This window comes from Polaribacter sp. P097 (assembly GCF_036864555.1).
Taxonomy (GTDB): Bacteria; Bacteroidota; Bacteroidia; order Flavobacteriales; family Flavobacteriaceae; genus Polaribacter.
In genome coordinates this window covers 228,820-240,783 of the sequence record NZ_JAZETJ010000002.1, presented here as the reverse complement: position 1 = coordinate 240,783, position 11,964 = coordinate 228,820, and the positions used below count along the sequence as shown (strand labels likewise).

The 11,964-nt window shown below is 29.4% G+C and carries 13 protein-coding genes; 8 read left to right on the top strand and 5 right to left on the bottom strand.

Going from position 1 to position 11,964, the window contains the following annotated elements; genetic code table 11:
- Positions 1–76: 76 nt before the first annotated feature.
- The 8 genes from V7R38_RS08375 (at position 77) to V7R38_RS08340 (ending at position 7,830) form a co-directional block, all read left to right on the top strand.
- Positions 77–736: an ABC transporter ATP-binding protein gene (locus tag V7R38_RS08375; RefSeq protein ID WP_334057513.1), complete on the top strand. Its 660-nt coding sequence runs from the start codon at positions 77–79 to the stop codon at positions 734–736.
- A 17-nt stretch (positions 737–753) separates the two neighbouring features.
- The gene (locus V7R38_RS08370) at positions 754–1,299 is read left to right on the top strand and encodes a CPBP family intramembrane glutamic endopeptidase (protein ID WP_334057511.1); all 546 of its coding nucleotides are present in this window, start codon (positions 754–756) and stop codon (positions 1,297–1,299) included.
- 4 nt (positions 1,300–1,303) lie between these two features.
- On the top strand, positions 1,304–2,068 hold the full coding sequence (locus V7R38_RS08365) for a TIGR02757 family protein (protein ID WP_334057509.1): 765 nt from the start codon (positions 1,304–1,306) through the stop codon (positions 2,066–2,068).
- A gap of 68 nt (positions 2,069–2,136) precedes the next feature.
- Positions 2,137–3,621 (top strand): S10 family peptidase, encoded by a 1,485-nt coding sequence (locus V7R38_RS08360; protein ID WP_334057508.1) that lies wholly within the window; start codon positions 2,137–2,139, stop codon positions 3,619–3,621.
- 4 nt (positions 3,622–3,625) lie between these two features.
- Positions 3,626–5,575 (top strand): BatA domain-containing protein, encoded by a 1,950-nt coding sequence (locus V7R38_RS08355; protein ID WP_334057506.1) that lies wholly within the window; start codon positions 3,626–3,628, stop codon positions 5,573–5,575.
- Positions 5,572–6,828, top strand: a complete 1,257-nt coding sequence (locus V7R38_RS08350; protein ID WP_334057504.1) for a dihydroorotase — start codon at positions 5,572–5,574, stop codon at positions 6,826–6,828. The genes V7R38_RS08355 and V7R38_RS08350 overlap by 4 nt, the downstream gene beginning before the upstream one ends.
- A 4-nt stretch (positions 6,829–6,832) precedes the next feature.
- Positions 6,833–7,171, top strand: a complete 339-nt coding sequence (locus tag V7R38_RS08345) for a hypothetical protein (protein ID WP_334057502.1) — start codon at positions 6,833–6,835, stop codon at positions 7,169–7,171.
- Positions 7,172–7,191: 20 nt separating this feature from the next.
- Positions 7,192–7,830, top strand: coding sequence for an alpha/beta hydrolase (locus tag V7R38_RS08340; protein WP_334057500.1), 639 nt, complete (start codon positions 7,192–7,194; stop codon positions 7,828–7,830).
- Between the two features lie 5 nt (positions 7,831–7,835).
- On the opposite strand, the gene V7R38_RS08335 is transcribed toward V7R38_RS08340, so the two are convergent.
- From V7R38_RS08335 to V7R38_RS08315, 5 genes are all read right to left on the bottom strand, one after another.
- Positions 7,836–9,359, bottom strand: a complete 1,524-nt coding sequence (locus tag V7R38_RS08335; protein WP_334057499.1) for a hybrid sensor histidine kinase/response regulator — start codon at positions 9,357–9,359, stop codon at positions 7,836–7,838.
- A gap of 5 nt (positions 9,360–9,364) precedes the next feature.
- Positions 9,365–9,850: a Rab family GTPase gene (locus V7R38_RS08330; RefSeq protein ID WP_334057498.1), complete on the bottom strand. Its 486-nt coding sequence runs from the start codon at positions 9,848–9,850 to the stop codon at positions 9,365–9,367.
- A 15-nt stretch (positions 9,851–9,865) separates the two neighbouring features.
- Positions 9,866–10,681, bottom strand: a complete 816-nt coding sequence (locus V7R38_RS08325; RefSeq protein WP_015480477.1) for a hypothetical protein — start codon at positions 10,679–10,681, stop codon at positions 9,866–9,868.
- Positions 10,682–11,035, bottom strand: coding sequence for a hypothetical protein (locus V7R38_RS08320; protein ID WP_015480478.1), 354 nt, complete (start codon positions 11,033–11,035; stop codon positions 10,682–10,684).
- A 108-nt stretch (positions 11,036–11,143) separates the two neighbouring features.
- Positions 11,144–11,926 (bottom strand): MBL fold metallo-hydrolase, encoded by a 783-nt coding sequence (locus tag V7R38_RS08315; protein WP_334057495.1) that lies wholly within the window; start codon positions 11,924–11,926, stop codon positions 11,144–11,146.
- Between the last annotated feature and the right edge of the window lie 38 nt (positions 11,927–11,964).

The following is an 11,964-nucleotide window of genomic DNA, read 5'->3' as shown; positions in this document are numbered from 1 at the left end:
CCAACTTTAAATAAAAACGGGTATACAATAAAAGTATATCCGTTTTTTCATAAATTCGTATTTCGATATAAAACCTATGATAATTACAAAAAACATCCATAAATATTATGGTGATGTAGAAGTTTTAAAAGGCTTAGATTTAGAAATTAAGAAAGGAGAAATTGTAGCCATTGTTGGGCCTTCAGGAGCTGGCAAAACTACGCTTTTACAGATTTTAGGTACTTTAGATCAACCTATTAAAGAGCAAGATTTCGAGTTACAAATCAATAATACTTCTTTAAAAAATTTAAGCGACAAAGCACTTTCTAAATTTAGAAATGAACATATAGGTTTTATATTTCAATTCCACCAACTATTGCCAGAATTTACTGCCTTAGAGAATGTATGTATTCCTGGATTTATTGCAAAAAAAGAAAAGAAAGATGTAGAAAACAGAGCCAAGGAATTACTAACATTTTTGGGTTTGTCACATAGAATAAACCATAAACCTAGCGAACTTTCTGGTGGTGAGCAGCAAAGAGTTGCTGTAGCTAGAGCTTTAATTAATAATCCATCTATTGTTTTGGCAGATGAACCTAGTGGAAATTTAGATAGTACTTCTGCTAAAAATCTTCATGAACTCTTTTTTAAACTAAGAGACGAATTTGGTCAAACTTTTGTCTTAGTAACTCATAATGAAGAACTTGCAAATATGGCTGATAAAAAATTAACAATGAAAGATGGTAAAATATCTTAATAACCCAACATAATTTTATGATCGAAACTCTAAAAGAGCTTTTTATTTATTTTAAGAACCCAATTCTTGAAGAAGACCAAAATATTGATTTTAGTTATAGAATTAAAAAATTCATTTCATTATTATTAATATGTTTGGCAACTGGTTTCTTAATATCACCTCTTTTTATTCTTATTGAGAGTTTAGGATTTGTAGACATGCAAGACCATGCTATGGAAGATTTAATGAAGAAACTTTCTAAACCCATCATATTTTTATTTGCAGCAATTATAGCCCCAGTTTTTGAAGAATTAATATTTAGAGCACCTTTAACAGCTTTTAAAAAGAAGAATCAATTTAGAATTGCTTTTTATGTTTTTACCATTTTATTTGGTTTAGTTCATATCACAAATTTTGATATCACTACCAATGTTCTGCTTCTTTCACCGATTTTAGTTTTACCTCAATTGCTAGTTGGTGGTTATTTCGGATTTATCAGAATACGCTTTGGTTTGATTTGGAGCATGGCTTTGCATGGCTGTTATAACGCTATTTTAATGCTTGTTTCTTTTTCAACTTACTAGTTAAATGAGGAAAAAAGATTTAAAAATTTTCTTAGACGAAAAAGTTCAGAAGTACAACAATCCAAAGTTTATTGAATCTGATCCGATACAAATTCCACATTTATTTCATAAAAAAGAAGATATTGAAATTGCTGGTTTTTTAGCTGCAACCATTTCTTGGGGTAACAGAACAATGATCATCAAAAATGCAAAAAAAATGATGCATTTGTTAGATGATGCTCCTTATGATTTTGTAATAAATCACGAAGAAAAAGATTTAGAAAACTTAAATAACTTTGTTCACAGAACCTACAATTCAACTGATTTTAAGCAATTTATAAAATCACTGAAACATATTTACAAGAACCATAATGGGCTAGAAAGTGCGCTGAAAATTAAAGATAATTCAAATAATTATCAAACTGCCATCCATAGTTTTAAACAATTGTTTTTTGAAATAAATCATGAAAGTAGAACCTTAAAACATGTTTCAGATCCTTTAAAAAATTCTGCAGCAAAACGCATTAATATGTTTTTAAGATGGATGGTAAGAAATGACAAGGCTGGAGTAGATTTCGGAATTTGGCCTAGCCATAATCCTGCAAACCTTTCTTGCCCATTAGATGTGCATTCAGGGAATGTAGCCAGAAAACTAAAGTTGCTTACCAGAAAACAAAATGATTGGAAAGCATTAACAGAGCTTGATAAAAATCTTCGCAAATTAGATGCTAAAGATCCAGTAAAATATGACTTTGCGTTATTTGGTTTAGGTGTTTTCGAAAAGTTTTAATAAGTAGTTAACAAGTTTTTTTAGTTCTTTTTATTTGTAATAAATTAGATTCTCTAATCTAATTCATTATGAAAAAAATAATCTTTTTAATAGCGCTAACTGTACACTTTTCTTACCAGGCCCAAGATCATAGAATACCTTTAGACACCATGGTTGTTACTACCAACTCTGTAGTAATTAAAGGTAAAACTGTACCTTATAAAGCCACAACAGGCATGCAACCTGTTTGGAATGATAATGGAAAAATTATAGCCTCTTTATATTATACTTACTACAAAAGAATCGATGTTAAAAATGATGAAAACAGACCTATCATTATGTCTTTTAATGGTGGACCAGGTTCTGCATCAGTTTGGATGCATATCGCATATACTGGACCAAAAGTTCTAAAAATTGATGATGAAGGATTTCCTGTGCAACCTTATGGCGTAAAAGACAATCCTAATTCAATATTAGATGTAGCTGATATTGTTTATGTAAACCCAGTAAATACTGGCTATTCTAGACCAGTATTAGCAAAAGGAGAAAAATTAGATAAGTCTCAATTTTTCGGAATTAATGCAGATGTAAAATACCTTGCAAGTTGGCTAAATACGTTTATCACTAGAAACAACAGATGGAAATCTCCTAAATATATTATTGGAGAAAGTTATGGAGGAACAAGAGTTATGGGCTTAGCTGCAGAACTTCAAAACAGACAATGGATGTATTTAAATGGAGTAATTATGGTTTCTCCTGCAGATTACAAAGTGCTAAGAACAGAAGGTTCTGTAGATTACGCAATTAACTTACCTTATTTTACAGCTGCTGCTTGGTATCATAAAATGCTTAGTCCTGAATTGCAAAACAAAGACTTAAACGAAATTTTACCAGAAGCCGAAGATTTTGCAATTAATACATTACTACCAGCCATTTCAAAAGGAGGATTTATTTCAGACTTAGAAAAAAACTCAGTTGCCCAAAAAATGGGGTATTATTCAGGATTAAAAACAAAAGTAGTATTACAAAACAATATGGAGGTATCTCCAAGTTTCTTTTGGAAAGAGTTGTTACGTGATAAATCAGGTCAAACAATTGGAAGACTAGATTCTAGATATCTTGGAGTAGACAAAAGAGAATCTGGGTCAAGCACAGAATATAACTCAGAGATAACCTCTTGGCTACACTCATTTACACCAGCCATAAATTATTACATCAGAGAAGAACTAAACTTTAAAACCGATGTTAAATACAATGTTTTCGGCTCTGTTTCTCCTTGGGACAATAGAAACAATAATGTTAGAGAAGGATTAAGACAGGCAATGGCTCAAAATCCGTACCTAAAAGTACTCATACAGTCTGGATATTATGATGGTGCCACAACCTATTTTGGTGCAAAATATACGATGTGGAAAACTGATCCTAGTGGAAAAATGAGAGATAGATTTTATTTTAAAGGATACAGAAGTGGCCATATGATGTATCTAAGAAACGAAGATTTACAAAAAGCAAATGATGATTTGAGAACTTTTATAAGCAACAGTTTATCGAATGGAAAATCTGCAAAATACTAAGTAAATGCAATTCCAAAATCCTGAAATTTTATATTTTCTAGCACTCTTAATTATACCAATTTTAGTGCATCTTTTTCAGCTACAAAAATTTAAAAAAGTACCATTTACAAATGTTGCTTTTTTACAAAAAATAGAGCAACAAAGCAGAAAGAGTTCAAGCCTAAAAAAATGGTTAATATTAGCCAATAGATTACTATTATTTTCAGCGATACTTTTTGCGTTTTCTCAACCCTATTTAGGTAAAAAAAATGATAAGAAAGATAACCAATTTTTCATTTATTTGGATAATTCTTCTAGTTTAAACACGAAAGGAGAGAGAGGGAATCTGTTTAAAATTTCGGTGCAAGAGGTAATTGAAAATGCTCCTAAAAATGCTATTTATACATTACAAACTAATTCAAATTTCTTTCAAAATTTAGACTATTCAGCGCTTAAAAATAAGCTCTTATCATTAAAAATAAATAGTCAAGAAGCTAAAAAAAGCAATATTCTTTTAAAAATACAGTCAAAAAACAAAGCCGAAACTAAAGATTTAGATGAAGTAATTTTAATATCTGATTTTCAGAATACTTACATCAACGAGTTCACAAATGTAACACCCAATATTTCTGCCATAAAAGTGAATACTAGCACCAATACCAACCTTTCTATTGACAGTGTTTTTATTTCTGGAAGAACCAACAGTAACCTTACTGTAAATGTTATTATAAAAAATCAGGGTGAAGCAAAAAACAACGTTCCTATTGCAATATTTAACAACAAAGAACCATTGAGTAAACAAGCTTTTTCAATAGAAGAAAATACGCAGAAGAAAATTGAATTCACACTCAAAGACAAACCAATTCAGTTAGGTGAAATTGAGATAACTTTTAACGATACTTTTCTATTTGACAACTCATTTTATTTTTCACTAAACAATGCTAAAAAAATTAATGTTTTAAGCATTGGAAAGGATACAGAATACTTATCTAAAATCTATACAAAAGAGGAGTTTAATTTTATATCAACAACAACAAAAAACACCAATTATAATTCTTTCGAAAATCAAGATATTATCATTCTAAATGAGTTAGAAAATTTACCTCAAATTTTAATAAACAGTTTAAATACATTTTCTAAAAAAGGAGGCACTTTAGTTTTAATTCCGAATTCAAATTCAAATTTAAATTCCTATAATTTGCTTCTTTCTAAATTTGGTAAAACAAAATTACAATCGAAAATTTCGGATACTTTAAAAATCACTTCGATAAATTTTGACCACCCACTTTTTAAAAATGTTTTTTCTAAAAATGTAAAGAACTTTCAATTTCCAAAAGTCAATAGCTACTTCCCTATTACAGCATCAAACAGTAGTTCAATTATAGATTTTGAAAACAAATTATCATTTATATCAGAAATTAAAGGCTCTAATGGTAATTTGTACTTATTATCAAGTTCACTGTCCAAAGAAAATAGTAACTTCTTAAATTCACCCTTAATTGTGCCTGTTTTCTACAATTTCGGAAAATTAAGTTATCAAAATTCAGAATTATACTACTATTTAAATAAAAAAAACAAGATTGATGTAAATGTAAGTATAGAGAAAGATCATATTTTGACAATATCTAACCAAACATCAACCTTTATTCCCATACAACAAACCTACCAAAACAAAGTAAGTATCGTTACAAAAGACACACCAGTTTCTGCTGGATTTTACTATGTTTTAAAAGATAAAGATACTTTGCAGACTTTAGCTTATAACATTCCTAAACAAGAGAGTTTATTAAATTTTCTTGATTTAAATTTACTAAAGGAGACAAATAAGAATATTAAAATAGAAAGTAGCATAACTTCTGTTTTTAAAGAAATTAAAGAAAAAAACGAAGTTCAATGGCTTTGGAAATGGTTTTTAACCTTGGCAATTGTATCTTTGCTACTAGAAATTTTGATTTTAAAATTCTATAAAACATGAGTACGCTTCTAAAAAACGCAACTATTGTAGATGCTTCAAGTCCTTATCATCATCAGAAAAAAGACATTTTAATTAATAATGGAATCATTGAAAAAATTTCAGATTCAATTTCTGCAGATGATACAACTAATATTGTTGAATTAGAAAATTTACATATTTCTTGTGGATGGTTTGATACTAGCGTTTCTTTGGGAGAGCCTGGTTTTGAGGAGAGAGAAACAATAGCAAATGGTTTAAAGGTTGCTGCCAAAAGTGGTTTTACAGCTATAGCAGTAAATTCAAACACTAACCCTGTAATTGACTCAAAATCTGATGTTGAGTATTTGATTAATAAAGCTAGAAATTCCGGAGTAACTTTATACCCAATTGCAGCTTTAACTCAAAAAAGTGAAGGGAAAGAATTAGCAGAATTATATGATATGCAACAATCTGGAGCTATTGCTTTTTCTGACTACAATAGACCTGTTGAGAGTGATAATTTAATGAAAGTTGCACTTTTGTATGCTCAGAATTTTGATGGTTTAGTACTTAGTTTTCCAAAAAATAATTCAATTTCTGGAGAAGGAATTGTAAATGAAGGAATAAATAGTACCAAATTAGGTCTAAAAGGGACACCTACTTTAGCAGAACATATTCAAATTGCAAGAGATTTATTTTTACTAGAATATACTGGAGGCAAACTACACATACCTACAATTTCGACAGCAAAATCTGTAGATTTAATCAAGGAAGCTAAAAAGAAAGGCTTGAGAGTAACCTGCAGTGTATCAGCTCATCACTTAACACTTACAGATGATGAATTACATGGTTTTGATAGTAGATTTAAAACAAATCCACCACTAAGAACAGACAAAGACAGAAAAGCGTTAATTAAAGGTATAAAATCTGGAGTGATTGATATCATTACATCAGACCACAATCCAATAGACATTGAACATAAAAAAGTAGAATTTAGTGAAGCTAAAGATGGTGTAATTGGTTTAGAAACTTTATTCACTGCTACAAATACTGTTTTAGATTTAGATGATTTGATAAATGCTTTAACCACAAAACCTAGAGCTATTTTTGAATTAGAAACTACAAGCATTAAGGAAGATAATAAGGTAGATATCACTTTATTTAATCCTGATAACAACTTCATTTTTACAGATAAACATATAGCATCGACCTCTAAAAACAGTCCTTTTGTGGGCAAAAAATTAAAAGGAGAAGTTTATGGTATTTATGCAAACAACCAATTAACTCTAAAATAGGCACATGGAAGTTATCAATAACGAACAGGATATAAAAGAAGGAAAACTTGCAGCAATTATATGTCATTTTTGGATTGTAGGATTAGTAATAGGGTTTGTAATGAACCTGAATAAGAAAAATTATTTTACTAGCTTTTACTTAAGACAAATGATAGGAATGAATTTAGCTCAATTTTTAAACGGAGTTGTGGTTTATGCTTATTTAGGAGATACTGCAGGCTGGATTGTTGGAATTTTACTTTTCGTTGGCTGGCTAATATCTTTATTTGGCGCTATTAAAGGAGAAGAAAAGTTAGTACCTTATGTAGGTGAATATTTTCAAGATTGGTTTAATCAAATTTAAAATTAGAGTTCGTTAAAATTATGAATCTAGAACACATTGTTAGAGAACCATTAGTAAAATCTGAAAATCCACCTTTGTTAATTTTACTACATGGCTATGGAAGTAATAAAGAGGACTTATTTTCTTTTGCAGAGGAATTACCTAAAGAACTTTTAATAATAAGTGCACAAGCACCTATTGAAATGGGTTATGGAGGTTATGCATGGTATGCCATTAATTTTGATAATGTAAATGGTAAATTTTCTGATTTAAAACAAGCTAAAGAATCTATAGATAAAATTGCAATTTTTATAGATGATGTAAAAGCAAAATACAATACAAACCCAAATAAAACTTTTTTATTAGGTTTTAGTCAAGGAGCTATTCTAAGTTATTCACTAAGTTTGTTTTATCCTAACAAAGTAAATCACGTTATTGCTTTAAGTGGTTATATAAATGTTGATTTATTACCAGAAAACATACCCACAAACATAAAAACAGATTACTATATTTCTCACGGAATTGTAGACCAGGTTTTACCAATTGATTGGGCTAGAAAAAGTAAACCTTTTTTAGATAGCTTAAATTTACAAAGTGTTTATTCTGAGTATAAAGTAGGTCATGGAGTAGCACCTCAGAATTTTTATAGTTTTAAAATTTGGATTGAAGATAGACTATGAAAGTCTTATAAATGACTTTTTAAGATCTCTACAAACTGAATAGCCGTAAATGGTTTAGGTATAACACCTGCAAAACCTAAACCTTTATATATTTCTATATCTTCTTTAGAATTGTTGGCGGTTAAAGCTAAAAAAGGAATCTCTGAATTAGATTGCTTCATTTCTTCTTTACGTTTAATAAGCTCATCACCTTTTAAGTTTGGCATATTAATATCTAAGAGAACAATATCAAAAGTGCTTTTATTCATGGCAGAAATAGCTTCTATACCATCTTTAACCAAAGTGTGCTCTGCTTCTTCTTTATCTAAAATGTGAGATACAATACTTAAATTTAAAAAGTTATCATCTGCAACTAAAACCTTTTTACCCTTTAAAGAAATAGCTGAATTATCATCAGAAACACCAGCAATTCTAGAATCTGCATTAGCATCTAATTTAAAAGGAATATCAATAGAAATTGTAGTACCATAGTTTTTTAAACTATCTACTTTAATTCTACCTTCCATAACATCTACCAATCTTTTTACAATTGATAAACCTAAACCAACTCCATTATGCATTCTATTGTCACTTAACCTATTTTGCTGATATTCATCAAAGATTTTATCAGCTTGTTCAGGTGTCATTCCTCTACCTGTATCTTTTACTTTAAAAGAAATTAAAGCTTTATCTGTATCAGAAAAAAGCAATTCTACAGAGGTAGTTACAGTTCCTCTTGGTGTAAATTTTATAGAGTTATTTATTAAGTTGGTAAGTATTTGAATTAAACGTACATCATCTCCCAAAACTTCTTCTGGCAGATTATCTGAAACATTAAACTCTAGTTCAATATCTAAATCTTTATGACTACCTTGATAATTATTTTTTATTTGCTCAATGATAGATGAAATACTCATTGGCTCGCTTGCCAAAACAAGTTTACCTGCTTCTACCCTAGATAAATCTAAAATATCATCTACAATTACCTTTAAGTTACGACCAGAAATGGTAATGTATTTTAAATACTCTTGAGCCATCAAAGAAGTTTCTTCTTTATTGATTAGCTCTGTGTATCCTAAAATTACATTTAAAGGGTTACGAACTTCATGACTCATCATTGCTAAAAATCGAGATTTTTCTGAATTTGCTTTATCTGCAATTTCACGAAGCCTAATAAGTTCTTTGTTTTTTTCTGCTATTTCTCTTTTTAAGAAATACAAATCATTTCTACTTTGATTTAAATGATTTACAGATTTGTAAACATTAGATCTATTGTGAATAATGATTGAAATATTTTCTGTGGATTTAAAAAGCTCTAAATCTACATTGAATTCTCTGCCTTCAGAAACAATTAGCATGCTCTCAATTACAAATAATTCGCTATCTGGTAAAGACTGTAAAGTAACTTCTAAAAAAGGGCAAGTATCAAAAATAGATTGACCTAGTTTAAAATCTTGGTCTAAAAATTTACCTTTAATAACCTTAATAATAAGTCCACTAAAATCGGTTATTAAGTCTATAAATATATCGTCTATCTTAGAAGCTTCCAATATATTTATTTTAATGATTGAACAACAATCTCTCTAAACGCTTCTTCTACACTATCGTTATCTTTTGCACTAGTGATTGCGTTAATAGGCAAAGGACATGTAGCTCTAATTTCTTCAATTCTTTCTTCTGATAATAAATCTTTCTTATTACCAACCAATAAAATAGTATCTAAACCAGATATTTCTTTTAATTCTTGAATTTTAGCATCTACGTTAATATAAGTTTCTTCTCTGTTTAAATCGAAAACATACATGGCAGCACTAGCACCTAAGAAATAAGCTTTTGGAATTTTTTCATCATCACTAGTACCAGCAACATCCCAAATAAGAAGCTTCATTTCTTCTTCTTCTACGTTTAAAATTTTGGTACTTACTCTTACTCCAATTGTACTAATATAGTCTTCAGAAAACTCGTTTAAAACGAATCTTCTTATCAATGAAGTTTTTCCTACTCCAAAATTTCCAACCAATAAAACTTTTTTTGCAATCATTTATAAGTTTGTATGCTAATCTTCGATTTCTATAAGGGTTGTTTCTATTAGTTTGTTTAATCTTAGTTCATCTTTCAAAAAACTTCGATCTCTTAATATTTTGTCTGCTAAAGTATTAATATTCTCAGACAATTCTTCCTTAAATTCTCTATTTATTACTCCTGATGTTGCAGTTGCTATATAAATTGAGTTATAATTGGCCATTGATAGCTGAAAAGTCTCGAATTTTATATCTTCTAAATCTTGACCTTCTTTAGAAAAAGCATCTTCTACAAAAGATTTAATTGCTGTTAGCATACCAGAAACCATATCTTTATCTGCAATATTTCCTCTAGAGTAACTACCTATTAATAGGCCAGAATTTTCTTCAATAATAAAAACTTCTTCAATTGTTGGCTCAAAAACTTCTTGAAAAACATCTTCTGCATCTGTTCTTTTACCCTTAAACAATCGTTTTATAATATGTGATAATGAAAATTTATTATTAATAGTTTCATTAATATTATCTGACAATTTGGTAATTTCTGCGACAATAAACTTCTTAACCAATTTACCCATAATAGGATAAAGTGCTTCTACAACTTCGTCTTGAGATTCTCTTATTTGAACTTTAATAGCATTTGTAACTTGGTCTCCAAAATGAAGAGGAAAGTTATCTTTTAGGTCTTTAATCTGTTCATCAATAACAGGTTTTACCTCTTTTTTAATTTGATCTTTCTCTAAATATTTTAGTCTTAAAGATTCAAATTCTTGCCTATCTTCTGTTAATAAAAGTTCTTTAAGTAATTCAAAACGATTTTCTGCTTTATGGTCTAAAGTCGTTTCTTCCATTTATTCTTGCAACATCAATGCAATTTTCTCTAAGGCTTTACCTAATTTTCTTCTATCTGCTTTTTCATCATCTAAATCAGCTAATTTCTTATCTAAATCATCATTTAAATCTTGAAATTTATGATCTACCAAACTTTCTAAATCAGCCAATTTACTTTCTATGCTAGCTACAGAATCTGCTAAACTTTTTTGTGAAGCTTCCTCTAATGATTTGATTCTGTTGTAAACATCTTCAAATTCAGAATTGTATTGTTGAATATTTTCACCAAAAATAAGATCTCTTACTGCAGCTATTCTAGTATCAATCTGCTGATTAGCAACTGGTTCTTGATTGTTTTCAGTTGTTTTTGCCATGAATTATATAATTTTGTTTGGACTATTTTTTGTTTTATAAATAAAACTAAAGTCTTGTAAACAATAGCTCTACAAACAAATATACACTAAAATTAAAACTACGAAAGGCTACACTGTAATTTTTAGGCCATCAAAAGCTAGAAAAACGTTTTCCGGTAAAGAATTAGACACTTCTTCATGAAAGCCTAATTTGTGACTTATATGCGTAAAATAAGTTCTTTTTGGTTTTAATTCTGCAACAAAATCTAAAGCTTCTTGCAAGTTAAAGTGAGTTGGATGTTCTTCTATTCTTAAAGCATTTACTACTAAAACATCTAAATTTTGTAATTTCTTTTTTTCTTCTTCTGCCACAAACTTAACATCTGTTAGGTAAGCAAAATCTTGAATTCGGTATGAAGTAACAGGCAATCGACCATGCATAACTTCTAAAGGAATTATGGTTACATCATTTATGAAAAACGGATCCTTATCTACAATAGTTGGCTCAACACTTGGTGCTCCTGGGTACCTGTTTTCTTTGCTAAAAATATACTCAAAACGTTGTTCTAAACTTTTTAAAGTTCGTGCATTTAAATATATAGGCATCTCTCCTATTTTATAGCAATAGGGCCTTAAATCATCTAGACCTGCTGTATGATCTGCATGTTCGTGAGTAAATAAAACTCCATTAACCAACTGTACATCTTCTCTAATCATTTGTTGCCTAAAGTCTGGGCCACAATCAATTACATAAGACGCATCATCCCAAGAAATTAAAATAGAAGAGCGTAATCGTTTGTCTTTTACATCATCAGATAAACATACAGGGTCTTTACTTGCAATCATAGGTATACCTTGTGAAGTACCTGTACCAAGAAACGTTATTTCAAGTTGTTTTTTAGCTTTTTTCATTGCTAACAAAAATAAGATAAAAATTGACTGATAGCTAT

Coding starts and splice junctions, on each gene's coding strand:
- V7R38_RS08375 (WP_334057513.1), top strand. CDS start 77: ATGATAATTACAAAAAACATCCATAAATATTATGGTGATGTAGAAGTT.
- V7R38_RS08370 (WP_334057511.1), top strand. CDS start 754: ATGATCGAAACTCTAAAAGAGCTTTTTATTTATTTTAAGAACCCAATT.
- V7R38_RS08365 (WP_334057509.1), top strand. CDS start 1,304: ATGAGGAAAAAAGATTTAAAAATTTTCTTAGACGAAAAAGTTCAGAAG.
- V7R38_RS08360 (WP_334057508.1), top strand. CDS start 2,137: ATGAAAAAAATAATCTTTTTAATAGCGCTAACTGTACACTTTTCTTAC.
- V7R38_RS08355 (WP_334057506.1), top strand. CDS start 3,626: ATGCAATTCCAAAATCCTGAAATTTTATATTTTCTAGCACTCTTAATT.
- V7R38_RS08350 (WP_334057504.1), top strand. CDS start 5,572: ATGAGTACGCTTCTAAAAAACGCAACTATTGTAGATGCTTCAAGTCCT.
- V7R38_RS08345 (WP_334057502.1), top strand. CDS start 6,833: ATGGAAGTTATCAATAACGAACAGGATATAAAAGAAGGAAAACTTGCA.
- V7R38_RS08340 (WP_334057500.1), top strand. CDS start 7,192: ATGAATCTAGAACACATTGTTAGAGAACCATTAGTAAAATCTGAAAAT.
- V7R38_RS08330 (WP_334057498.1), bottom strand. CDS start 9,850: ATGATTGCAAAAAAAGTTTTATTGGTTGGAAATTTTGGAGTAGGAAAA.
- V7R38_RS08325 (WP_015480477.1), bottom strand. CDS start 10,681: ATGGAAGAAACGACTTTAGACCATAAAGCAGAAAATCGTTTTGAATTA.
- V7R38_RS08320 (WP_015480478.1), bottom strand. CDS start 11,035: ATGGCAAAAACAACTGAAAACAATCAAGAACCAGTTGCTAATCAGCAG.
- V7R38_RS08315 (WP_334057495.1), bottom strand. CDS start 11,926: ATGAAAAAAGCTAAAAAACAACTTGAAATAACGTTTCTTGGTACAGGT.